Genomic DNA, 24155 nt, shown 5'->3' with positions numbered 1-24155 from the left:
ATGTCGTCCCGGCCAAAACTGTCGGCAGTCCTGAATGTTCATAACGAGGAAGCATTGTTGCGGGGATGCCTGGAACAGCTTCGTTTCTGTGACGAAATTCTGGTCGTGCTCGATAAATGTACTGACGGGTCGGAAGCGATTGCCCGGGAACTGGCGGATGTCGTGCTGACCGGGTCATTCGATCTGGAAGGACAGCGTCGGAATTACGCTATTGAATCGGCCTCTGGTGACTGGCTTCTGGAAGTCGATGCAGATGAAATCGTGACGCCCGATCTTCGCGATGAACTGCTTCGTGTCGTCGCTGACAGCCCGTATGATGTCCATAACGTGCCGGTTCATAACTATGTCGGCGGAAATCTGGTACTTCACGGGTGGGGCGGAAATTTTGCCCCGAACGGCAAGCCGATGCTGTTCCGCCGGGGCGTCAAGGTCTGGAAGATGGAGCGGGTGCATCCGGGGCTGGAGATAACAGGCAAACCGGGTCCGGAGCTGGTGCACCCTCTTATCCATCATGTCGACCGGAATTTTTCCGATATGATCCGGCGCTTCGACAGTTATACGACAAAACGTGCGCTGGATCTGATTGATAGCGACCAGATCGGTCAGTTCCCGAATATGGTGCGTAAAATATTCTCACGCTTCTGGAAAAGCTATGTCGCCAGGAAGGGATTCCGGGAAGGTGGCTACGGATTGGTGATTGCCATTTTCGCGGCAATTTATCCGGTGGTCTCGCATCTCAAGGCGGTCGAAGAACTGGAGCGCCAGAAGGCGGGGCTTTAAGCGGGTCGGGCGGTAACCGTCACGCCAACTTCGGGAACATGTTTTCCACCCCCCAATATGACGCCTTTCAGCGGGCTGACATCCTGAAAGTCCCGGCCCCAGGCGACGGTCAGGTGGTCACGTGACGGTATGCAGTTGTTTGTCGGGTCAATATCCACCCATCCGGCATTCCCGCAATAGACCGAAACCCAGGCATGGGAGGCATCCGCACCTATCAGACCATCTTCGGTTTCGTTTCCGGTACGGATATATCCGCTGACGTAACAGGCTGGCAGACCAATTGACCGGAGGGCCGCAATCATCAGATGAGCAAAGTCCTGACAGACGCCGTGGCGGCGTTGCAGGACAGCCTCGACAGGTGTCGCGATATTCGTTGCCTCCGCATCAAACTTGAATTCCTTGTGAATCCGGGAATTCAGGTCGAGCAGGGCATCAAGTACCGGCCGGTCCGAGAAGAAACTCTTGCGGGCAAAGGTTGCCAGCTCTGATGTGGTCGGGGCATGGGGTGAGCCAAACAGGAAACTGTTGGCGTCAATCTGCATTTCAGTCACCGGTGACAATATGTCGCGGGAGACGTCGCTCCAGGATGTTGTCGAGAGGGGATCCAGCGGTTCTGTTATGGTGACCTGAACGGCCATTGTTGCGGTAACGGTGAGGTTTTCGTGATGATCTTCCAGTGAGAATCGGGTCACGTTGTTGCCGAAATAATCGACAGTACGGGATATCCATGTCGGCGTCGGGTCGATCAGGATGTCGCTGGAGAGAACAGCCTGACGGCCAGTGTTTCGAGGCGACAGATGACCGACATGTGAAGCCCAGGACACCGGCCATTCATATTGGTAGGTGGTGACGTGATCCGCTGTCAGAATGAGCTGTTCAGTCATTCGTAAGCCTGCTGCATGGAGGTCTGAGAGACCGCATGGGCAAAATAACGCAGCGTCAGACGGTCTGAAATGGCTGGCAGCCTGCTTTCAGTTGCTTCCAGTGCCTGCTGCATGATCCGCATTGCCTGCTCGCCATTATCGAGCAGGCCGTGAATATCGATCTGTTCGAGGCCATCAGAGACATCGGAGACCCATTCAAACATTTCCTGCGAAAAATTCGGCTCGCCCGGAAGACTGCGGCAATGGGAAGCAAGTGATTGCAGCTGGAACGCGACAGATCGCGGGTTGGTCTGGTCCTTGACCAGCAAATCCATGACCAGATGAAATTCGGGCAGGGTCATGTAGCGGGTTCTGTAGGTCATGAAGCTGTCGCAGAGTTCCAGCAGCAGGTCCAGTGCAACGGTCAGGCGGAACCGGGCACGGTCGCCGTCTTCCAGTGCGGTCTGCGATACATTCCGGATCAGTGCCGAATTCCACATGGCACGTTCAAGCCGGCGGCCGATATCGAGAAACCGCCAGCCCTGACTACGGGTCATGGTTTCAGATTCGAAACCGGTGACAGCAGCGACACTGGTTATGGTGCTGGTCAGTAACGTGTCGAGCTGCTCCGGGCCGTTCTTCGGGTCGGCGATCATAGCCATGACAGTTCGTTTCAGACGGCTGACAGTCCGCCACATATCGTCCGACAGTCTGGGACGCAGCAGATCAGCGGTGATGCTGATGGCTTCAATGAGGGACGGGACGGTGTCTGCCGATGAAGCATCACAGCAATGCTCCCAGAGAATGTCGCCTATATTGGCGGTAAGCGGGGGGGATTCATCATCTGTCGTCAGATTGATGTTCAGCCGGCTGGCCAGGAATGGCGCCAGCAACAGGATTTCCTCCGGCGTATCGAATGCGCGCTCATCAATCATCCGGTTCGCGGCCTGACGTAACAGCCGGCAGATCGCATCAAGACGCTCAAGATACCGGCCAAACCAGAAGAAGTTGTCGGCAACCCGGCTGAGCAATGCAACTTCGCGGACTTCTTCCCGCCGGGCGGTCTGATTTTGCGGCAACAGTGTATAGTACGGCATCTGTCCGAGAGACGAGACCCATGTGTCTTTTGCAATACCGCCCCGTTGCATCGTGACGACCGGCGAATCCGTGTCATTGGTGATACGGGTCAGCCCGCCGGGCATGGCATGGTAAGCGCCGTTGTTCCAGACCAGGAAAACCCGGAGGGTGAGGGGGCGGGGTTGCAGGGACGTGCCGTCCCAGACCGGTGCATTCGACAGGGCTACTCTTTCCTGTGCGATGTAATCAAACGGTCGTTCCTGCAGAGCCATCTCCAGATCAATGCGCGCTTCGTGATCCAGCATGCCGGGTGCCACAGGCTGGAAATCCAGTCCGGCGGTGGCCGGCAGCAGGGTCAGCCGGTCGAACCGTGCGATGACCTCGTTCCGTGGTTCCGTCTGACCGCACCACCAGGTTGCCACGGACGGTATCATGAGGTCTTCACCAAGGATTTTGCGGCATAGTCCGGGCAGCATCGACATGATTGCCGGCATTTCCCCTAGGCCGCTGCCGATCGGGTTCATGATGGCGATGTTCTGTGCGCGTGCCGCATCAACCAGTCCGGGAATTCCAATGGCTGAATTTGACCGCAGCCAGAGCGGATCACAGTAGGAATCGTCCATCCGGCGCAGGATCACATGCACCCGTTCGAGCCCGCCGAGGGTTTTCATGTAGACCTTGTTTCCCCGAACGGTCAGATCGGCACCTTCGACCAGAGAAAAGTTCAGGTAACGGGCAAGGAGGGCATGCTCAAAATAGGTTTCGTTCAGGGGGCCGGGCGACAGTAAGGCGATATTCGGCGCACCGGCCGGAGGCTCCGCCAGCATGCCGGCCATCTCCCGCGCGGCGTCAATGATCCGCGAGAAGAAGGGGGCGAGCCGGGTAACACGGCATTTCCGGAACGGTGAGTTCAGTACCTGAGCTGAAATAATGCGGTTTTCCAGCGCATATCCGGCACCGGAAGGTGCCTGTGTACGGTCGGAGATAACCCACCAGCGACCGTCCGGGCTGCGTGACAGATCAACAGCATACAGATTCAGCCAGACATCGCCGGGAGGCCGCATTCCATGAGCGGCGCGCAGGAAACCCTGATGGCTGAAGACCATCGAGGCCGGTATTTCATTTCCGTGAATCAGCCGCTGCTCGCCATAGATGTCCGAGAGAATGGCATTGAGCAGGGTCGCGCGCTGGGCAAGCCCGGCTTCGAGCCTTTTCCATTCGTGGAAATCCAGCATGAAGGGGACTGGTTCCAGTCCGGCAGGGCGGTAGGCGCCCATCGGATCATCATATACATGGTAGGTGATGCCGTGTTCGCGCACCAGGCGTGCAGCTTCATCAGCACGTAACTGCAATTCGGCAGGCCCCAGGGACTCAAGCGCCTCAGCCAGTTTCAGCCAGTGTGGCCGGGGCTGGTTGTCTGAACCGATGAATTCGTCGAAGACCTGTCCTGTGCGCCGGTAGTTGCCCAGTATATTTTGGCTTGGCGTTGTCATGACTTGCGGACAATGATTAGGTGGCCGACACTATGGTGATGAAAGCCGGACGAGGCAACCCGAACGATCATGGTGCTGACCTGATTGCCAACTGGTTGCAGATTGAAATGCAGGGGAAATAGAATTAGCACGCAGGAAATGAACCAGAGCCTATCGTCGGACAGCACAGACCCGTGGAAAAATTACAGCCATCCGGGGTTTTGGTGCGAATTTCAGGGCAATTCGTCAGTTCCGCTGGATGATATTGCAGACCTGGCCCGACGAATTGGCGATATGAGCACACCGGAATTACGCCGCCGGTCAGGTGACGCTGAACGGGAGCTGTTCAATCTCGGGATCACTTTCACTGTCTATTCGGACAATCAGGCGATCGACCGGATTCTGCCCTTTGATGTGATCCCCCGTGTGATTCGGGCCCAGGAGTGGAAAATTCTGGAAGACGGGGTGAAGCAGCGGGTTGCTGCTCTCAACCTGTTTTTGCATGACCTTTATCATGATCAGAAAATTCTCAGGGATGGGATCATTCCTTCAGATCTGGTTCTTGGTAACGAGTATTTTCAGCCGGCGATGATGAATGTCGATGTCAGGCATAATGCCTATGTCACGATTTGCGGTACTGATCTGGTTCGTGGCGGCGATGGTGAATTCTACGTTCTTGAAGATAATGCGCGCACACCATCGGGTGTGTCCTATGTCGTTGAGAACCGGGTGATGATGGCGCGGGCGTTTCCTGAGTTAATGGAATCGCTGCCTTTGCGCTCTGTTGGAGATTACGGGTTTCGTCTTCGCAATGTCATGAACGAGATTGCCCCGGTCGACATTGAGGACCCGCAGGTCGTTCTGTTGTCGCCGGGTACCTATAATTCTGCGTATTTCGAGCATATCTTCCTGGCTCGGGAGATGGGGGTGCCGCTGGTTGAAGGCCGTGACCTGCTGGTTGAGAGAGACCGGGTCTATATGAAGACGACCGGCGGGTTGAAGCGGGTTGATTCGATTTATCGGCGGATTGATGATGAGTTTCTCGATCCCGAAGCCTTTAGCCCTGACAGTATGCTTGGCGTCCCCGGATTGTTTGAATGTGTCCGGAAAGGCAATGTTGCCATTGCCAATGCTGTCGGAACGGGGGTTGCAGATGACAAGGCGGTCTACTGCTATATGCCGCGGATCGTGAAATATTATCTCGATCAGGAACCCATTCTGAAGAATGTGGAGACATATATCTGCAGGGAACCGGAAGCCTTGCAGTACACGCTCGACAATCTGGAAAACCTGGTGGTCAAGCCAGTCGGGGAATCCGGGGGGTATGGCATTGTGATTGGCCCCAAGGCCAGCCGTCAGGAACTGGATGATGTTCGCCGGAAGATCATCGCTGACCCCGCGAACTTCATCAGTCAGCCCGTCGTCGCATTGTCGGTCTGCCCGACACTGAACGAAAGCGGGTTGCAGCCGCGACATGTAGATCTTCGGCCATTTGCAGTGACCGGCGAATCGACCTGGGTACTGCCGGGCGGGCTGACACGGGTGGCACTCAAGGAGGGGTCGATGATTGTGAATTCGTCGCAGGGCGGTGGTTCCAAGGACACATGGGTGCTGGCAGAAAATGGCTAGCACAATCCTCGCACGCTACGCAGAATCGATTTTCTGGCTGGCACGCTATGTCGAGCGTGCAGAAAACCTTGCACGTATTCTCGACGTTAATGAAACTTTCTCACGCGACAGCCGGGGAGCACAGAACTGGACATCAATTCTGATGCTCAATGGCGACAAGGATGCCTTTGAAGAGCGTTATCCGGATGCAGACCCAAGGTCGATCATTGGTTTTTATTCGATTGACCGGGAGAACCCGAATTCGATTATTTCGGCTATCACGGCCGCCCGGGAAAATGCACGCGCGCTTCGCCCGCTTATCAGCACGGAAATGTGGTCGCAACTCAATGTGCTCTATAACTGGCTTCGGTCCTTGCAACCGCATGATGTATCCGGCCCCTATCTGTCTTCATTCTGTCAGAAGGTAAAGGAAGCCTGTCAGGCACATACGGGGATTACGGAAGGTACTTTCCATCGGGATCAGGGGTATGTGTTCTATGAACTCGGAAAATTCATGGAACGTGCCGATCAGACGACCCGGGTTCTGGATATCAAGTATCATCTCTTATTGCCGAACGTATCCGATGTCGGATCGCCCTTCGATGTCAGCCAGTGGAATGCCCTGTTGCGTTCTGTCGCAGGTTACCATGCCTTCAGGCGTTCCTATCCGCGCGGGATGACTGCGGCGAATGTCGCGGAATTTCTGCTGTTCAACAATGGATTTCCCCGTTCCGTGTCGCTCTGTGTTCGCCACAGCTATGACATGCTGAGCCAGTTGCGTAGCCGGTATGGGCTAAGCCGGGGGCTGGATACGCTGGAACTCATGGATGGTCTCCACAGCCGGATGCAGGCAACGGAGATTGAGACGGTGATGAATGGGGGGCTGCACGAGTTTCTCGACCGCGTTCAGCTTGACCTTATTGATGTGACTGTCTCAATTGGTCACAGCTATTTCTATGCTGATTATTCGCAGGATGCGGCCGACAGCTGATCTCAGTCTTGCCAGTCAGCGATGAACTGTGATGCCTTGTCCGCTTCAAGCGGTCTGGAGAACAGGTAGCCCTGACCAAATTCGCATCCGATGATGCTGACCTCGGCCAGCTGGGCTTCGGTTTCAATGCCTTCAGCAACTACCGACAGGCCCAGATTGTGCGCCAGGCCGGCGATTGTCCGGATCATCTCCCGGTCATTCCCGTGTGGGCTGGATGACTGAACGAAAGATTTGTCGATCTTCAGGACATCAATGGGGAACTGGTGAAGCGCACCGAGGGACGAATAGCCTGTTCCGAAGTCATCAATACAGAGCGGCACATTCATTTCCTTCAGTCGCTGAAACAGCGATTCCGCAACGACGGGGTTTTCCATCACCAGACTTTCGGTGATCTCGACTTTGATCTGGCTGCCATCAAGACCGTTCTCGGCAAGTGCCTTTTGCAGGACGGGCACAATGTCGTGGCCGACAAGCTGCCGGGCGGAGACATTGATACTGATCCATTCCGGTTTCTGATCGCCATACAGGTCAAGCCATTTCCGTTTCTGACGGCAGGCTTCTTCGATCACGAAATCTCCCATCTGAACGATAAGGCCGGTTTCTTCCGCCAGCGGTATGAAATCAAATGGCGATATGAGACCGCGTTCCGGGGACCGCCAGCGGATCAGGGCTTCGAAACCGCTGAGAGCTTTCGTCTTGAGGTTGGTAATCGGCTGATAAAAAAGTTCAAATTCATCGCGCTCCATCGCCCGGCGAAGGGCTGTGTCGAGCTCCATGATGGTGATCGCATGTTCACGCATACCGGTTGCGAAAGTCTCAAAACGTCCACGCCCTTCGGATTTGGCACGGTACATCGCCAGATCAGCATCGCGTAACATATCCTCGGCCCGGATATGGTCCTCGTTACTCATCAGGACACCAATGCTGACGGAGGAGAAAACTTCGCGCCCGTTGATCTGAAACGGCGCTTCGAATCGCTTTACAATCCGATGTGCAAGCTCTTCGGCCGCTGTCGGTGTCGAAAGATCCTCCGCCAGAATGGTGAATTCATCCCCCCCAAGCCGCGCGATGGTGTCGCCCAGCCGGATGCATTCGTTCAGCCTTGCTGAAATGGCAATCAGCAGCTCGTCACCGAAAGAATGACCAAGGCTGTCGTTCACAACTTTGAAGCGGTCCACATCAATGAATAATACAGCGACGTTCTCGGAACGGCGGCGGCGAACTCTCTGGATTGCATGGTTCAGGCGATCCATGAACAGTGCCCGGTTGGGCAGGCCGGTCAGGGGGTCGTGGAAGGCATCATAGACCAGCTGTTCCTGGACTTTTCTCTGGTTTGTAATGTCAGATTGAGAGCCAGCCATGCGGGCCGGGTTTCCGTTCTCGTCAAAAACCGCCATTCCACGTGCCAGCATCCAGCGGATTGACCCGTTCGGCTGCCGGATACGGTAGGTTGCCTCCAGATGTTCTGACTTGCGGGCAAGGTGGCTGTTGATCTCAGCCCGAAGCAGATCAATATCATCCGGATGGACGAGCTTGAACCAGTCCTCCGGCTGATTGCCGATATCGGTGCCCGGATAACCTGTCATCGCTTTCCAGCGGCTGGAAAAATAGATTTCATCACTCTGAAGATTCCAGTCCCAGAGTCCGTCATTTGCCCCGGATGCGGCGAGGGCATAACGCTGCTCGCTCTCCAGCAGTTTGTTTTCATTGGCAACGCGCAGGGTGATGTCCCGTACCAGCACGGTCAGCAGGGGGCGGTCTGTGGTGCGCAACAGGGTAACGCCAATTTCGACCGGGAACTCTGACCCGTCATGCCGTCTGGCGATCCACCGGTGGACATCGGATTGAGCCTGACCCTCAAAGACAGACTGAAAGGACTCCAGGAAATCGACAGGCTTGCTGTTGTTCGGGCGGAGCAGGAATGATGAAATTTTCTGACCGATAGCTGTTGTCTCGGGGAGACCGAAAATGGACTGGGCGGCCCGGTTCAGGGTTTCGATTGTGCCGTTCTCATTGACCGTAACGATTCCGTCTATCACCGCGTCAAGAATGCCGTACAATCTGTCTTCGCGATCACGGATTTTTCGTTCCGCGCGGGTCACATCGCTGACATCGCGGGCGATCAGCAGGAAGGCCGGACCATCCTCCAACTGGACTGGTTGTGTCGCAACTTCTGCATTGATACGCCGCCCGTCAGAAGCACAAAGTGTGAGGGGGAGTCTGCGTAGCTCCTCAGCCAGGGTCTCGATATTCTCAACGAAGGCATCACGGCATGTTTCATCAAACAGGTCGCCGATCTGTTTCTTTTCGACAGAACCGTCCCGGTCATCGCCGATCATGGCATGACCTGCTGCGTTCATCATGATGATGGTCTGGTCGCGAAAAGCACAGATCAGGTCCGGGGACAGGTCGATCAGCTGTCGGTCCAGCGAGCCGCCGCGCTGCAAGGCGCTTTCCAGCATGGGCAGGCTTAGCCCGTCTTCAACAATCGCCCGCAGTTCCATCGTGGAACGTCTGATGTCCCGGACATATTCCTGATATTTCGGATTTTCAAGCGGACCAAGCATCTGCTCCGCCATGATTTCAGCAAATCCACCGATCGTGTTCAGCGGGGTACGAAGTTCATGACTCAGGGCAGACAGAAAAGCGAGCCGGTCAGCAATTCCATCCCGGTTGTCGTTCAGCGGAATCAGATTCGTCTGATGATGTTGCCCAGATTGGGTCGCTTTGTCCAAAAAATCCCCGATATTCCAGCCTGCCAGTTAGAACCATACAGGCGCGCACCGGAAAAATCAGGTAGGTATTTTCCCTTATTGATCGATCTTTATTCGGCGAATCAATTTCTGTTCCTGAGGTTGGGGGCCGTTGTTTCGTTTTAGCGAAACAAAACCGGTATAGCTTCCCGAGCCCCACCCGGCCTTGGGCTGGTCAACACTGATACTGCGCCAGTGACGCTGAATTTCAGCATCAAAAATGACAGTTTCACGTGCCAGGGACTTTCCCTGAGAATCCTTGATCTCGACGATCATTTCGTCGCCGGGATCAACGAAATAGGCCACCACACCAAAGGTCAGTTCATGGGCAGTGGCAGGGATTTGCGTGTTTGAGTACCAACCCTGAAGAAGACCATGCTTCGTAAAGCTGCCACCGGTGAAACCGGTGCTCTGTAACACGAATGGCTGATAGATAGCGGCTTTCCGGACCTCTTCAGTCCACATGGGGCGAGGCGTGTCTTCGTGTCCTGGCTTCCAGCCGGGACCAACAAACGGATCGATCTTGTCTTCGCCCAGCGATACAGCCAGATGGATATGAGGAAAATTGGTGAAGCCGCTCAGACCAACCAGCCCGATCTTGTGACCGCGCTTTATCTTGTCACCGATGTCAACGCTGATGGAACCGCGCCGCATGTGACAATATTGCGTCCGCAGATCGTTGCCGTGATCCAGCAGGACCGCATTGCCACATTTTGGAAAATCGGTCCGGCGGCCATCACGGTCAATGCTGCCGACATCCGGTATATGATCTCTGATCGCGAGCACGGTACCGTCTGCAACGGCCAGAACATCGACCCCCTGAACCATGCTCTTGATATCCGGGATGGCGATATCGATACCCTTGTGTTCGTCGTAGAGGTTTGTTCCGCCAGTATAATCCAGAATTGCGCTTTCAGGGGCATGGTCAAAATAGTTGATGAGCCAGCAGTCCTCACCAAGCTTGCAATCAATCGGCAATGACAATTTCGGAAAATCGGCAGCGACGGAAATTCCGGACTGAGCGATAAACAGCAAGCCTGCAATCAGGACCGTTCGGGGAAAAGATCGACTGGGTAACATACTGATTACTCGACCTGAATTTCGAAGAACTTGTTGATGTCAATCACCTGGCCATTGATCTCCCGGGAGATCACGACGGAGGCAGAGTAGACTCCCGGTATCCAGCCTTTCTCCGGTCTGGCGGCACCTGTATGCAACAACATCACAGGTGCCGCATCGCGTTCCTGATGCTTCTGCTCAGCAATAATTCTGTCGTTTGGCCCGACAATCTGCAGTGTTCTCAGTTCGCCGGGTACCACATTTCCGACCAGAACCCAGAAAACCAGCGATGGTGCCGTCACAGGCAGGGAGGTCTGCCGGTGATAGCCACGGATGATATCGGGTAACAAGGGTTGTGGTGTTGCCGAGAATCCGGCATCGACGATAATGATATCCTCGTAGTTTTTTACTTTGGCAGGGACTTTCGACCAGAGCGGTTTACCCTTTGTCGCACAACTCTCGGTTGATGGTGTTCCGGTAAAGGGATCGAGTATGGTGTTTTCATGCTTTAACCGGAAACCAAGCCCAGGGAGGGGAGCTTTGCCACTCCATCCCGCATATCCGATGACATCTCCGGCTTGAATATCATCGCCGGCTTTTACCAGAACACTGCCTTCTCTCATATGGCAGTACCGGCTGACCCATCCTCCTTTATGAGTGATCTCCACTGCATTTCCGCAAAAAGGTGGTGGTTTGCCGCTGGCATCGCGTAATTCCGGTCCTTCATCACGTATGCCGTCACGGGTTCCTCTGACCTTGCCGGGGGCGGCGGCCAGTACCGGGATACTCTGATCGACTTCAGCCAGGGATCGCAGGGCGATATGGGTTACCCCGGACTGCTCCCGGGCATTCAGACCGCAATTGTAATCCTGAACGCCGGGGCCGGGTTTGTGGTCCGCATAGACCAGGGGAATACAGTTTGCCGGTTCGGCACAGTGCAGTGGAAACATCAATTCCGGTGCAGGCGGGGTTTCAGCGACGGCATTTGTGCCGGAAAACATCATGGTGAGGCCAATAAGACCAATGACGGAAAGTCGTCCTTCGCTTCGCCTGTGTCTTACAACAAACAACCTGACTGTCTTCTCTGTTGTTATTCTGAAACAGTATCTCACGGATTGAAGGTTTCGTCAGCCTTGCAGTGCTGAAGGGTTACGGTGACATACAAGAAGCCTGAAGTTTGTGGTTATAGATGAGCCTCACTATAGTTTGTTTCGGGAAATCGAAGGAACCGGGTCATGAGTCTGACTGAGCAACTCAGTGGTTACTATTATGATGAATTGTCGGTCGGGATGTCGGCTGTCTTTGGGAAAACTGTCACGGAGGCTGATATCATGGCCTTTGCAGGTGTTTCCGGGGATACCAACCCCGTCCACCTGAATGCTGAATATGCGGCTGAAACAGTTTTCAAGAGCCGAATTGCACATGGTGTGCTGACAGCCAGTTTCATATCGACGGTTATCGGTACGAAACTGCCAGGGCCTGGCTGTATTTATGTCTCTCAGAATCTCCGTTTCAAGGCGCCGGTCATGATCGGGGATACGGTCATGGCGACGGTAAAGATCACGGCACTGGTCCCGGAAAAGCGGTTTGTCGAGATGTCGACAGTCTGCACGGTCGGCGACAAGGTGGTCCTTGAAGGTGAGGCCACGGTGATGGCGCCAAAGCGACGTTCTGCGCAATAGCGCGGGATGAACGGTCAAACAACTGGAAGCCTGCCGGTTCACTCCGTATAACGGCGCGTCCATCTAGCGATAAACGGCCAGAATCAATTATGCAGCTTGTCGATACATACGACAGCCTTCCCCGTCCTTTAGCCGGGGCAGTAGTGGTGTTGGGGAATTTTGATGGCGTGCATCTTGGTCATGCGGGCGTCATTCAGGCTGCCCGCCAAATGGCAGATGAGATGACAACAAAGGTTGTGGTTCTGACGTTCGAGCCACATCCAAGGTCCGTTTTCGCCCCGCAACTGCCACCGTTCAGGCTGACCCCGAAGGCGGCAAAAGCCCGGTTTCTGGCTAAAATCGGGGTTGCCGGGTGTGTTGCGCAAAAATTCGATTCAGAATTCTCAAAACACTCGGCGGAAGACTTTGTCCGGAACGTCCTGATCCGGGGTCTGCAGTTGCGACATCTTGTGGTCGGGGCAGATTTCCGGTTTGGCAAGGGCAGGGAAGGTGATGTCGCCTATCTGCAATCGAATGCAGACAGGTTTGGTTTCATGACGTCCTGTATCGAGCCGGTCCTTGATCCGCAGGGTGTAGCTTATTCGTCAACCCGGGTTCGGGAAGCCCTGTCGGAAGGTGACGTTGAGACAGCTGCCTCAATTCTGGGTCGGCCTTTCCAGATTGAAGGAACGGTTGTTCAGGGTGATCAGCGGGGGCGAACGATTGGCTTTCCGACCGCGAATATTCCACTCGGTGAATATATCCGGCCAAAGCTGGGTGTATATGCTGTCCGGGCGGAAATGCCTGACGGGAAAATGATCTCCGGTGTTGCGAATATAGGTAAACGCCCGACCGTGAATGGGCTGGATGAGCGTCTCGAAGTGCATTTGTTTGATTTTGCCGGTGATATCTACGGCAAGAATTTGAATATCCACCTGCAACGCTTTATCCGTCCGGAACAGAAGTTTGCGAATTTCGAAGAACTCAAAATCCAGATTGTGCGTGACGCCGAAACGGCGCGCCATGCTCTGCAAGAAGAGGCGAGTGCAAGATTATGACGGCTGATTACAAATCCACGGTTTCGCTCCCGAAAACTGATTTCCCGATGAAGGGACAGTTGCCGCAACTTGAGCCCCGGCTGTTGCAGCGCTGGAACGACATGTCGCTGTTTGACAAGTTGCGGAAACAGTCGGTCGGCCGTGAGAAATTCATTTTGCATGATGGTCCTCCCTATGCGAACGGGCATCTGCATATTGGTCATGCGCTCAACAAGATCCTTAAGGATGTCATCAACCGTTCCCAGCAGATGCAGGGTAAGGATGCCAATTACGTTCCGGGATGGGATTGCCACGGTCTGCCGATTGAATGGAAAATCGAGGAAAAATACCGTAGCGCCGGTAAGGATAAGGACGAGGTTCCGATCAGTGAATTCCGGCAGGAATGCCGGCAGTTTGCCGATCACTGGATTGGTATCCAGCGCGAGGAATTCATCCGTCTGGGCGTGCTCGGCAACTGGGCGGATCCCTACACGACCATGGCTTTTCCGGCGGAAGCGCAGATTGTCCGGGAACTCAGCAAGTTCCTGATGAACGGCAGCCTGTACAAGGGGTCGAAGGCGGTGATGTGGTCACCGGTTGAGAAGACGGCGCTGGCCGAGGCCGAGGTGGAATATCATGATCATACCTCGACGACGATCCATGTCCGCTTCCCGGTTGAGACGGCATCCATCCCCGAGATTGAAGGGGCTTCAGTCCTGATCTGGACGACAACACCCTGGACCATGCCGGGCAACCGGGCCGTCGCCTATGGCGCGGAGCTGGATTATGTGGTCATCAGAATTGATGCTGTTGATGAAGGTGGTCTGGCGCTGGTTGGTGAGAAGCTGATCTGCGCGAAGAACCTGATTTCGAATGTCTGTGCTGCCGGCAAGGTGACTGCGCACACGGTGGTTGCGGAATTCACGGGGGATGCGCTTGCTGGAACCATCTGCCGTCATCCGCTGCGCGGGCAGGGGTTTGATTTCGACGTGCCAGCTCTGGCGGCAGACTTCGCGACGGATGAGGAGGGGACAGGGATTGTCCATATCGCCCCGGGACATGGCGCAGATGACTGGGAGCTGGGCCGCCGCAATGGCATCGAGCCGCCGCAGACGGTCGCCGAAGACGGTACCTTCTATGATCACATCCCGTTGTTTGCGGGAAAGCATGTCTACAAGGTCAATGACGAGGTTGCGGCTGTGTTGCAGGAAGCTGGTGGTTTGCTGGCGAAGGGTAAGCTGGTTCACCGTTATCCTCATAGCTGGCGCTCCAAGGCACCGCTGATCTTCCGGAATGCGTCGCAGTGGTTTATTTCGATGGAGACCAATGGTCTTCGTGATACGGCTCTTTCGGCAATCGACCAAACACGGTTTGTGCCACAGGCCGGCCAGAAACGGCTTCGCAGCATGATCGAGCAACGGCCGGACTGGTGTGTGTCGCGACAGCGCGCCTGGGGTGTGCCGATCACCGTTTATGTCAGCAAGGAAACAGGTGAGCCATTGCGGGACCAGGCCGTACAGGACCGGATTGCGGAGGCTGTTGCAGCCGAAGGCGCAGATGCATGGTTCGACAGCGAAGATGCCCGGTTCCTCGGGAATGATTACAGCATTGATGACTATGAAAAAGTCACCGACATTCTTGATGTCTGGTTTGATTCCGGCTCGACGCACAGCTTCGTTCTGGAACAGCGTCCGGACCTGCAATCGCCGGCTTCCCTGTATCTGGAAGGATCGGACCAGCATCGCGGCTGGTTCCATTCCTCGCTTCTGGAATCCTGTGGCACCCGGGGGCGGGCACCTTACGAAGCCGTGCTGACCCATGGTTTTGTGATGGCTGCCGATGGCCAGAAGATGTCGAAATCACTGGGGAACGTTGTCTCGCCGCAGGAAGTGGTCGACCAGTATGGTGCGGATATTCTGCGCCTTTGGGTCGTCGGTTCCGACTATTCCGAAGATTTGCGTATCGGTCCGGAAATCATCAAGGCACAGGTCGATATCTATCGGCGGTTACGCAATACGCTGCGTTTCCTGCTGGGCAACCTCGATGGCTTTGATGAGAGCCAGAGGGTTGCGGTCGAGGATATGCCGGAGCTCGAACGCTGGGCGCTGAACCGTATCGGGGAGATCGACAGCCTCGTCCGGAAATCGTGCAATGAGTACGAATTTCATAATCTGTTCGTCGAACTGCACAATTTCTGTTCGATTGATCTGTCGGCTTTCTATTTCGATATCCGCAAGGACGTTCTTTACTGCGATGCCAGAGATGGCCTCAAGCGTCGTGCGGTAGTGACCGTGCTGCACGAACTGTTTGAATGCCTGACGGCCTGGCTGGCGCCGTTCATGTGCTTTACGGCGGAAGAAGCCTGGATGACCCGTTATCCGAACGAGAAGGGCAGCATTCACATGCGTCAGTTCCCGGAAATTCCGGATAGCTGGCGTGATGAGGCTTTGGCTGAGAAGTGGCGGAAAATTCGAGCCGTTCGCCGGGTTGTCACCGGCGCGCTGGAACTGGAGCGGGCAGAAAAGCGTATCGGTTCCAGTCTTCAGGCCAGCCCGGTTGTGTATGTGCCGGGGGATGTTGCCAGCCTTTTCGACGGACTGGATGCCCCGGAAATTTTCATCACGTCCGGCGTGACTTTCTCTACGGATGCCGTGCCGGAAGGGGCTTATTGCCTGACCGAGCAGCCTGATGTTGGCGTTGTGGCCGGATTGTCAGAAGGGGAGAAATGTGCCCGCTGTTACCGGGTTCTGCCGGATGTTGGCACCCATACGCATGAAGCGGTCTGCGGGCGTTGTGACGAGGCTGTTACCGCTCTTGAAGCCGGAGCCTGACCAATGAAAAGGGCGCTGGTCATCATCGGTGTTGTCCTGATCGCTGATCAGCTGTCGAAAATGTATATTCCGACATTGCTTGGTGCGGGACGCCGGTTCATCGAGGTCACGCCCTTTTTCAATATTGTCGAAGTCTGGAACCCGGGGGTCAGCTTCGGCATGGGGGCCGCACTTGGTCCGTGGGTACTGACCGGCCTGGCGATCCTGATCGCCATTGGCCTGTTTGTCTGGCTTCTGCGGGGAGCAACCGGTCTGCTGGCTGTTGCCCTGGCACTGCTGATTGGGGGCGCAGTCGGAAATGTGATAGATCGCATCCGGTTTGGTGCGGTTTACGACTTTCTTGATTTCCACGCATTTAGCTATCACTGGCCTGCTTTCAACGTTGCTGACAGTGCGATTACGATCGGCGCTTTGTTAATGTTGTTCGACTCCTTGTTCCAGAAGCGGGAATCGCCTAAATTAGGGTCTTGAATTCCTCGGACCTTAAGATGACGGAACACCTATGAGACGATGGTTAGCTCTGATATCTGTTTTCATCGGCGCCGGTTTTGTTTCTGCCTGTAGCAGTGACCTGAAATCGACGTTTGGTCTGAACAAACGTGCGCCGGACGAATTTGCCGTGCCGACACGTGCCCCGCTTAGCCTGCCGCCTGATTACAGCCTGCGTCCGCCCGAACCCGGTGCGCCGCGGCCAAACCAGACGACGGCACGGGAAGAAGCCGAACGGGTGGTCTTCCGGCGTGAGCCGGAGCGTATTGCCCTTGATCAGGAAGCTGCAAAGCGTGGGCTCAGTCAGGGCGAGGCGGCGCTTCTTTCGGAAGCCAATGCGCTGGAGACAGATCCAACAATCCGGGCAACGATCAACCGCGAATCTGCGGCGCTGATCGTCACTGACGACAAATTTTCCGATAAGCTGATGTTCTGGCGTGATCCGGAATCAAACAACACGCTGGTTGATGCCAAGGCAGAGGCCGAACGTCTGCGAGAAAATGATGCGCTCGGTAAAACATCGGTTGATGGCGAAACGCCGACAATTCAACGGCGCAAGAAGGCGCTGCTTGAAGGAATTTTCAATTAATCACGTTCTGTGCGGCGTTGGCTTGCCCGGACGCGGTAGCATCCCATATCAGGGAGACTGCCCGCGCTCCTGCGGCGTGATCGAAACCGACTTCCCGGGAACGAAACAATGCGCCTGCCTGTTGCCTGCCTGACATTCTTCTGGTTTGTCCTCTCCGCGAGCTCTGCCTCCGGCGGGATTTTCAATCCGAAAACAGCAACACTGGAGAATGGGTTGCAGGTTGTCGTGATTGAAAATCACCGGGCACCGATCGTCACACATATGGTCTGGTATAAGGTTGGTGCGACGGATGACCCGCCGGGGAAATCCGGTCTGGCGCATTTTCTTGAGCATCTGATGTTCAAGGGAACCAGCAAAGTTGGCCCCGGTGAATTTTCCCGGGTTGTCGCCCAGAATGGCGGCAGGGAGAACGCCTTCACCAGTCAGGACTATACCGGTTATTATCAGACAATTTCACCCGACCGGCTGGGCCTGATGATGGAGTATGAGGCCGACCGGATGACGGGGCTGGTGCTGACCGATGAACTGGTCGCGCCGGAACGGCAGGTCGTTCTGGAAGAGCGGCGCTCCCGTGTTGATAATTCACCGGGTGCAAAACTGCGGGAACAGGCGGATGCCGCCTTTTGGCTCAATCATCCCTATGGTGTGCCGATCATTGGCTGGGAACATGAAATAGCCGCCCTGACAACGGAAGACGCGATTGCGTTCTATCGCAAATGGTATGGCCCGCAGAATGCCATTCTGGTCGTTGCCGGTGATGTCGATAGCGAAGAAGTGCTGAAACTTGCCCGGAAATACTACGGCGTCATACCGGGGCAGGCCCCGATGGTGCGTAAACGTCCGGCGGAACCTGCTCATATTGCCGAAATGACGGTTTCGCTGGCTGACCCCCGTGTCACCCGTACTTCGATCAGTCGTCGCTATCTGGCCCCCGGATCATTTGCCGGCGAGACCCGACATGCCCAGCCGCTTGAGTTGCTGGCGGAGATTTTGAGTGGTGGTGCGACAAGCCGGTTGCATAAGGCACTGGTTGTCGATCAGGGAATCGCGACCAGCGCAGGCGCCTGGTATGACGGCGACGGGATGGATCTGGGTAGCTTTTCTTTATACATCTCGCCGAAAGAAGGCATTGATGCCGGACCAGCCGAAGACGCACTGAAGGCGCAGATTGACCTGCTGTTACGGGATGGCGTGACCGGCGATGAACTGGCTCGTGCTAAGCAGCGCCTGACAGATGGTGCGGTGTTTGCCCGTGATTCGGTAACCGGACCTGCCCAGATTTTTGGCCAGTTGCTGAGCGTCGGGGGCAGTGTCGATATGGTTGAGACCTGGCCGGAGAAGGTTGAGGCTGTGACGGTGGAACAGGTCAATGAAGCCGCCCGCTTCGTACTGTCGAGCCCGGGCTTCCTGCGGTCAGTCCTGAAACCGGGCAAGGAAGCAAGCTGATGCGCAGTATCATGTTATATTTCCGATCTGCGCTGATCGTTGTAGCGGTTTGTGTCACGTCGTCGCTGGCTTATGCGGTCGAGGTTCAGTCGGTGGTCAGTCCCGGTGGTATCCGGGCATGGCTGGTGCGCGATGTCTCGGTTCCTCTGATTTCCATGAGTTTTGAATTCAAAGGCGGGACGGCGCTTGATCCGGATGGCAAGGAGGGACTGGCGAATATGGTCTCTGCCCTGTTGGATGAGGGGGCTGCCGATATGGACAGTCAGACCTTTCAGGGAAAACTCGAAGACCTGTCGGTCTCCATCGGGTTCAGCGCGTCACGCAGCAGCTTTTCCGGGCGTCTGCAAACTCTGTCCCGGCATCAGGACGAAGCCTTTCGCCTGTTGACGGTGGCCCTTGCCAGTCCACGGTTTGATGAGAAGCCGGTTGAACGTATTCGCACCCAGATCATCAGTGGCCTGAAAGCGCAGGAGAAGAATCCCGATGCGATTGCCGGGAGGGTTTTTGCAAAACATATCTATGGTTCCCACCCGTTCTCAAAGCCGTCACAAGGGCTTGAAGATACGGTAAAAGCGATTACGCGTGATGATCTCGTCAGCTTTACCAAGCGCCGCTTTGCCAAAGATAATCTGATTGTCGGGGTCGTCGGCGATATATCGCCGGAAAAACTGGCCGGTATTCTGGACAGGGTATTTGGCGGATTGCCGGATGCGGCGGCTTCATGGGATATTCCGGAACTTGATCCCGCCTTTGACGGGGGTGTTCTGGTTGAAAAACTGGATATCCCGCAAAGCCGGGTTCTGTTTGCCCAGCCGGGCATAGCTCGTGATGACCCGGATTATTACGCGACCTATGTAGCCAACCACATTCTTGGTGGCGGCGGGTTCTCCTCACGTCTTTATACGGAAGTTCGGGAGAAACGCGGGCTGGCCTATTCGGCTTCCAGTTACCTGAGCACAGGTGAAGTTGTGAATATTCTGGCGGGCAGCGCCGGTACTCAGAACAGCCGCGTTGCAGAGACCGTCGATGTGATACGTGATGTCTGGCAGAAGATGCAGGAAGAGGGGCCGACGGATGATGAAATTACCGCAGCTATCCAGTATCTGACCGGTTCCTGGCCGCTGAATTTTGATCGCAGCGCATCAATTGCAGGTATGCTGGTGACGGTTCAGTCCCTTGATCTGGGAATTGATTATCTCGACCGGCGCAATGATTACCTGACGTCTCTGAAGCCGGGTGAAATCAGAACAGCGATTCAAAAATTACTGAACCCGGAGCGCCTGACTTTCGTTATTGTCGGTGAGCCCGACCCGCCGGTTCATGGTCAGTAATCCATCGCGGATTTTTTCCATAAATGGTGCGAGGGTGATGCCTGTTGCGGATCGACGGTGTTATAGTCGACTCGTTCTGCGCCATACTAGACTGGATATCTGACGGCATGACCATTCGTCTTCTTCCGCCTGACCTCGTCAATCGTATTGCCGCAGGTGAAGTGATTGAACGGCCGGCTTCGGCTGTAAAGGAACTGGTTGAGAACGCCGTCGATGCCGGTGCGCATCAGATTGATGTGGTCATGACCGATGGTGGCCGCGGCATGATCAGCGTTACCGACGATGGCTGTGGTATGTCGCATGACGAGCTTCTGCTGGCGATCGAACGGCACGCAACCTCGAAAATGCCGGAAGAGGATCTTTGGCATATATCGACGCTTGGTTTTCGGGGGGAAGCTCTGCCTTCAATTGCCTCTGTCAGCCGGATGACCATAACCAGTCGCGCAAGTGGCAGTAATGAAGCCTGGATGCTGGCGATTGCGGCGGGCGAGATCACGCCGCCAGCGCCGGCCAGTATTGCAGCGGGGACACGGATTGAAGTCCGTGATCTGTTTTTTCGGACACCGGCCCGCCTGAAGTTCCTCAAACAGGCGCGGACTGAACAGAATTATGCGGTCGATGCCCTGCAACGCCTTGCGATGGCGCATCCGGAAGTCGGTTTCACATTGTCTGATGGACAACGTCAGGTCCTGAAATTACCCCGTATCGAAAACCTGCTGACCGGCGCCGGTGAAGATACCCGTCTCGACCGGCTGGCCGCGGTCATGGGGCGTGAATTTGCGGATAATGCCCTGCCAATACAGGCGGAACGGGAAGGCATTCGCCTGTCCGGTTATGCGGGACTGCCAACCCTCAACCGGGGGAATGCACGGCAGCAGTTTCTGTTCGTCAACGGGCGACCGGTCAATGACCGGCTGTTACACGGGGCGGTGCGCGGGGCATACCGGGATTTTCTGGCGCATGACCGGCATCCGCAGGTCGCGCTGTTTGTCGACCTGCCGCATGAGCAGGTCGATGTGAATGTTCATCCGACAAAAGCTGAGGTCAGGTTCCGTGATCCCGGTCTGGTTCGTGGACTGATTGTCAGCGGGCTGAAGCATGCGCTGGCTGAGGCCGGACACCGGTCATCGACGACAACGGGTCTGGCTGCGCTGGGCAAGGCGGTGCCGGAAGGCGGACATCAGCTACCGTTCCAGGGGGGCGGTGGTGGTTATGGGCATGGCGCCAGCTGGCCGGGTCGGGCCGTTGTTGACCGGGCTTTTGCCATGCAGGCCCCGGCTGGCGGGGGAATGGCAGAGCCTCAGTCCGGATTTGCACCGGCAGCCCGTGCTTACGAGCCGGCACCGGTGGTGAACGGAGAGGACGCAGCAGCACGCGTGTCCTATCCGCTGGGCGCCGCACGCGGGCAGTTGCATGAAACCTACATCATCTCACAGACCGTTGATGGCATTGTCATCGTCGACCAGCATGCCGCCCATGAACGTCTGGTTTATGAACGGATGAAGCTGGCGCTGGCGGAAGAAGGTATCAAACGGCAGGCGCTGCTGATACCGGAAGTGGTGGAGCTGGATGAGGCTGCCGCTGACCGCCTGCTTGAACGTACTGCCGAACTGGCCGAACTCGGGCTGATTATTGAAGCCTTTGGTCCGGGGGCAATTGTGGTACGGGAGACGCCGTCACTGCTGGGTAATACCGATGTTGCCGGGCTGGTGCGTGATCTTGCTGATGATCTTGAGGAGTATGGCCAGACACTGTCCCTGCAGGACAAGCTGGCGGATGTCTGTGGAACGATGGCCTGTCATGGTTCCGTACGTGCCGGGCGCAGGCTCAATCCCTCAGAGATGGATGCCCTGTTGCGCCAGATGGAGGCAACACCCCATTCCGGGCAGTGCAATCATGGCCGTCCGACCTATGTCGAACTCAAGCTGAACGATATCGAACGACTGTTCGGACGAAGGTAATGGCCGAGGAACGACGACAGGGTGATCGCCCGCGCAGGAAATTTGCGGAAGTTCTGGCAGACTTTCACGCGGGCAAGTTTGCGGCGGTACATGCCGAACTGAAGGAAATTCTTGAGCATGCGCCGGACCATCATCCGGCATTGCATCTCTACGGTGTCATGCAGCTGCGACAGGGTAATATTGATACGGCCATCAAGGCGATAGAGCGGGCTGTCGTTCTGGAGCCTTCAGCGGCTGATTATTACATGAATCTGGCTGCTGCCTGGAAAGCCCGGCAGGACTTACAGAAATCGCTCTGGTGTTATCGCAGGGCGATACGGGTGCGTCCGGAACTGGCGGAGGCCCATCACGGGGCCGGTATGATACTGGCCAGTTTAGGTGACATGGATCGCGCCCGGATAAACCTGACGACGGCGGTTCGTCTGAAAGGCAACTGGCCACGGGGGCATAATGATCTGGCGAATCTTCTGGCCCGTCAGGGACGGCTTGATGAAGCTGCAAAACATTATGCGAAAGCAGCGGAACTGGCGCCGGACAATCCTTATCCACTGATCAATCTGGGTAATGCGTTGCTGGTCGACGGACGGGCAGACGAAGCCGAAGCACCCTTGCTGAAAGCTATCGAGCTGCTGCCCTCGTCACCGGAAGCCCACTTCAATCTCGGGAATGTGTTTCTGAAGACCAAGCGGTTCGACAAGGCACTGGCGCGTTATACGAAAGCTCTGGAATTGAGGCCGAACTTTCCGGAAGCCTATGAAAATATCGGTCGCCTGCTTGAGGCGATCGGAAAGAAGGAAGAATCGGCAGAATGTTTCAGCCGGGCCAAACGCCTGCGTGAAGGTAAAGCGGCCTAAGCCTGTTGCAGGAACAGAAAGCGTGCGATCCCGTAGGAGCGGTCCTTGATTATCGCGAATCCGTCAATCTCCGGGTCCGGGTCGCCTTTGGCGGTCTCGATGACGATCAGGGTTTCGGGGTGCAGCCATCCGGCCTTCGCGAGAGCCTGAAGGGCCGGTGTGGCCAGTTCGCTGTGATAGGGCGGGTCCATCATCACTAGGTCCATCTTCCGCTGCGCCAGTGGCAGGGACAAGGCGTTGGCTGACAGAATCCGGCAGTTGTCCTGATCCTCGGTTTTCAGGCTGTTCAGATTGGTCCGGATACAGCGTTTCGCCGTCGGGTCGTTCTCGATCAGGACCAGACTGGCGGCACCACGGGACAGTGCCTCAATGCCCAATGCGCCGGAGCCGGCAAAGACATCAGCGACATGAGCTTCCGGCAATCTGAAACCCGGAATGCCGTGCTCCAGAATATTGAAAAGCCCTTCGCGTGCCCGGTCCGACGTTGGTCGGGTTGCATCACTTGCTGGGGCTTCCAGAACTTTCCCCCGATATTTTCCGCCGACTATTCTCACTTATGACCATGCCGTTTGGGAGGTGGTGCTGTATCAGCACCAAGCTGGTCACGCATGACACGGGGCGGTACTTCCTCGACGCCGCTGCGGACAAGCGTACCAAGCTGGAACGGACCATAGGAAATCCGGATCAGCCGGTTCACGGTCATACCGATATGGTCCATCAGTTTCCTGACTTCACGGTTCTTGCCCTCACGAATGGCAACGGTAAGCCAGGTGTTGGCACCTTTCTCCATGTCCAGTGAGGCAATCACCGGACCATAGCGGACACCCTCGACGGTTACGCCATTTACCAGTCCGGCCAGCATTTCCGGTGTTGTGCGGCCATTAGCACGGACCCGGTAGCGACGCAGCCAGTTGTTTGACGGCAGTTCCAGCCGCCGGGCCAGATCGCCGTCATTGGTCAGCAACAGCAAACCTTCCGAATTGATGTCGAGCCGTCCGACAGTGATGACACGCGGCAATTCACGCGGCAGCTTCTCAAAGATCGTTGAGCGGCCTTCCGGATCCTTGTTGGTGGTCACCAGCCCGGCTGGTTTGTGATATCGCCACAGGCGCACCCGTTCAGGCGCGCCAAGAGGTTTACCGTCAACGACAACGATATCTGTTTCCGTTACATTCAGCGCGGGGCTGTCGATCTTGTGGCCATTCACCACAACCCGACCGTCACTGATCCATTTTTCGGCTTCGCGGCGCGAGGCTAATCCCGCCCGGGCTATCCGCTTGGCGATACGTTCGCCTTTTTTCTCTGACATCGGCGGACAATATGACTTGCGCCCTCCATCGACAATCGCAGACT

Annotated in this window: 19 protein-coding genes; 12 read left to right on the top strand and 7 right to left on the bottom strand. The window is 55.9% G+C overall.

What is annotated here, in order from left to right:
• On the top strand, positions 1-780 hold the full coding sequence (locus tag GH722_00715; GenBank protein MRG70275.1) for a glycosyltransferase: 780 nt from the start codon (positions 1-3) through the stop codon (positions 778-780).
• On the opposite strand, the gene GH722_00710 is transcribed toward GH722_00715, so the two are convergent.
• Positions 777-1664, bottom strand: coding sequence for a transglutaminase family protein (locus GH722_00710; protein MRG70274.1), 888 nt, complete (start codon positions 1662-1664; stop codon positions 777-779). The genes GH722_00715 and GH722_00710 overlap by 4 nt on opposite strands.
• Positions 1661-4213, bottom strand: coding sequence for a hypothetical protein (locus GH722_00705; protein MRG70273.1), 2553 nt, complete (start codon positions 4211-4213; stop codon positions 1661-1663). The genes GH722_00710 and GH722_00705 overlap by 4 nt, the downstream gene beginning before the upstream one ends.
• Positions 4214-4351: 138 nt before the next feature.
• Here GH722_00705 and GH722_00700 point away from each other — a divergent pair, with 138 nt between their 5' ends.
• Together GH722_00700 and GH722_00695 are read left to right on the top strand one after the other, a co-directional pair.
• Entirely contained in the window at positions 4352-5821 is a 1470-nt protein-coding gene (locus GH722_00700; protein MRG70272.1) for a circularly permuted type 2 ATP-grasp protein, read from the top strand.
• A complete protein-coding gene (locus tag GH722_00695; GenBank protein ID MRG70271.1) occupies positions 5814-6791 on the top strand; it encodes an alpha-E domain-containing protein in 978 nt (325 codons plus the stop codon). Before GH722_00700 ends, GH722_00695 begins: the two co-directional genes overlap by 8 nt.
• Positions 6792-6793: 2 nt before the next feature.
• Here GH722_00695 and GH722_00690 read toward each other — a convergent pair whose 3' ends face one another.
• From GH722_00690 to GH722_00680, 3 genes are all read right to left on the bottom strand, one after another.
• Entirely contained in the window at positions 6794-9526 is a 2733-nt protein-coding gene (locus tag GH722_00690; GenBank protein ID MRG70270.1) for an EAL domain-containing protein, read from the bottom strand.
• Positions 9527-9601: 75 nt separating this feature from the next.
• Positions 9602-10624 (bottom strand): peptidoglycan DD-metalloendopeptidase family protein, encoded by a 1023-nt coding sequence (locus GH722_00685; protein ID MRG70269.1) that lies wholly within the window; start codon positions 10622-10624, stop codon positions 9602-9604.
• Between the two features lie 5 nt (positions 10625-10629).
• Positions 10630-11673 carry a peptidoglycan DD-metalloendopeptidase family protein gene (locus tag GH722_00680; protein MRG70268.1) on the bottom strand — a complete coding sequence of 348 codons (1044 nt, stop codon included), beginning with the start codon at positions 11671-11673 and terminating at the stop codon, positions 10630-10632.
• Between the two features lie 165 nt (positions 11674-11838).
• On the opposite strand from GH722_00680, the gene GH722_00675 reads away from it, so the two are divergent.
• From GH722_00675 to GH722_00635, 9 genes are all read left to right on the top strand, one after another.
• A complete protein-coding gene (locus GH722_00675) occupies positions 11839-12285 on the top strand; it encodes a (R)-hydratase (GenBank protein ID MRG70267.1) in 447 nt (148 codons plus the stop codon).
• 89 nt (positions 12286-12374) lie between these two features.
• On the top strand, positions 12375-13322 hold the full coding sequence (locus GH722_00670; protein ID MRG70266.1) for a bifunctional riboflavin kinase/FAD synthetase: 948 nt from the start codon (positions 12375-12377) through the stop codon (positions 13320-13322).
• Positions 13319-16132, top strand: coding sequence for an isoleucine--tRNA ligase (locus GH722_00665; protein MRG70265.1), 2814 nt, complete (start codon positions 13319-13321; stop codon positions 16130-16132). The genes GH722_00670 and GH722_00665 overlap by 4 nt, the downstream gene beginning before the upstream one ends.
• 3 nt (positions 16133-16135) lie before the next feature.
• On the top strand, positions 16136-16603 hold the full coding sequence (gene lspA, locus GH722_00660) for a signal peptidase II (protein ID MRG70264.1): 468 nt from the start codon (positions 16136-16138) through the stop codon (positions 16601-16603).
• Between the two features lie 31 nt (positions 16604-16634).
• Positions 16635-17210, top strand: a complete 576-nt coding sequence (locus tag GH722_00655) for a DUF3035 domain-containing protein (GenBank protein MRG70263.1) — start codon at positions 16635-16637, stop codon at positions 17208-17210.
• A 108-nt stretch (positions 17211-17318) separates the two neighbouring features.
• Entirely contained in the window at positions 17319-18656 is a 1338-nt protein-coding gene (locus GH722_00650; protein MRG70262.1) for an insulinase family protein, read from the top strand.
• Positions 18656-19987, top strand: a complete 1332-nt coding sequence (locus GH722_00645; GenBank protein ID MRG70261.1) for an insulinase family protein — start codon at positions 18656-18658, stop codon at positions 19985-19987. The genes GH722_00650 and GH722_00645 overlap by 1 nt, the downstream gene beginning before the upstream one ends.
• 107 nt (positions 19988-20094) lie before the next feature.
• Positions 20095-21948: a DNA mismatch repair endonuclease MutL gene (gene mutL, locus GH722_00640; protein MRG70260.1), complete on the top strand. Its 1854-nt coding sequence runs from the start codon at positions 20095-20097 to the stop codon at positions 21946-21948.
• Positions 21948-22802, top strand: a complete 855-nt coding sequence (locus GH722_00635) for a tetratricopeptide repeat protein (protein ID MRG70259.1) — start codon at positions 21948-21950, stop codon at positions 22800-22802. Before mutL ends, GH722_00635 begins: the two co-directional genes overlap by 1 nt.
• Here GH722_00635 and rsmD read toward each other — a convergent pair.
• Both rsmD and GH722_00625 read right to left on the bottom strand, forming a co-directional pair.
• Positions 22799-23356, bottom strand: a complete 558-nt coding sequence (gene rsmD, locus GH722_00630; GenBank protein ID MRG70258.1) for a 16S rRNA (guanine(966)-N(2))-methyltransferase RsmD — start codon at positions 23354-23356, stop codon at positions 22799-22801. The two genes, GH722_00635 and rsmD, sit on opposite strands and share 4 nt — an antisense overlap.
• Positions 23353-24111: a pseudouridine synthase gene (locus GH722_00625; protein MRG70257.1), complete on the bottom strand. Its 759-nt coding sequence runs from the start codon at positions 24109-24111 to the stop codon at positions 23353-23355. The genes rsmD and GH722_00625 overlap by 4 nt, the downstream gene beginning before the upstream one ends.
• Between the last annotated feature and the right edge of the window lie 44 nt (positions 24112-24155).

This window comes from Alphaproteobacteria bacterium HT1-32 (assembly GCA_009649675.1).
Classification (GTDB): domain Bacteria; phylum Pseudomonadota; class Alphaproteobacteria; order Rhodospirillales; family HT1-32; genus HT1-32.
This window is presented reverse-complemented; position numbering and strand designations above follow the sequence as displayed.

Bases quoted from the DNA above. Each gene is read 5' to 3' on its own strand.
- GH722_00645 (MRG70261.1), top strand. From the start codon at position 18,656: ATGCGCAGTATCATGTTATATTTCCGATCTGCGCTGATCGTTGTAGCG.
- mutL (MRG70260.1), top strand. From the start codon at position 20,095: ATGACCATTCGTCTTCTTCCGCCTGACCTCGTCAATCGTATTGCCGCA.
- GH722_00625 (MRG70257.1), bottom strand. From the start codon at position 24,111: ATGTCAGAGAAAAAAGGCGAACGTATCGCCAAGCGGATAGCCCGGGCG.
- GH722_00655 (MRG70263.1), top strand. From the start codon at position 16,635: ATGAGACGATGGTTAGCTCTGATATCTGTTTTCATCGGCGCCGGTTTT.
- GH722_00675 (MRG70267.1), top strand. From the start codon at position 11,839: ATGAGTCTGACTGAGCAACTCAGTGGTTACTATTATGATGAATTGTCG.
- GH722_00700 (MRG70272.1), top strand. From the start codon at position 4,352: ATGAACCAGAGCCTATCGTCGGACAGCACAGACCCGTGGAAAAATTAC.
- GH722_00650 (MRG70262.1), top strand. From the start codon at position 17,319: ATGCGCCTGCCTGTTGCCTGCCTGACATTCTTCTGGTTTGTCCTCTCC.
- GH722_00685 (MRG70269.1), bottom strand. From the start codon at position 10,624: ATGTTACCCAGTCGATCTTTTCCCCGAACGGTCCTGATTGCAGGCTTG.
- GH722_00670 (MRG70266.1), top strand. From the start codon at position 12,375: ATGCAGCTTGTCGATACATACGACAGCCTTCCCCGTCCTTTAGCCGGG.
- GH722_00705 (MRG70273.1), bottom strand. From the start codon at position 4,213: ATGACAACGCCAAGCCAAAATATACTGGGCAACTACCGGCGCACAGGA.
- GH722_00710 (MRG70274.1), bottom strand. From the start codon at position 1,664: ATGACTGAACAGCTCATTCTGACAGCGGATCACGTCACCACCTACCAA.
- GH722_00695 (MRG70271.1), top strand. From the start codon at position 5,814: ATGGCTAGCACAATCCTCGCACGCTACGCAGAATCGATTTTCTGGCTG.
- GH722_00665 (MRG70265.1), top strand. From the start codon at position 13,319: ATGACGGCTGATTACAAATCCACGGTTTCGCTCCCGAAAACTGATTTC.
- lspA (MRG70264.1), top strand. From the start codon at position 16,136: ATGAAAAGGGCGCTGGTCATCATCGGTGTTGTCCTGATCGCTGATCAG.
- GH722_00715 (MRG70275.1), top strand. From the start codon at position 1: ATGTCGTCCCGGCCAAAACTGTCGGCAGTCCTGAATGTTCATAACGAG.
- GH722_00635 (MRG70259.1), top strand. From the start codon at position 21,948: ATGGCCGAGGAACGACGACAGGGTGATCGCCCGCGCAGGAAATTTGCG.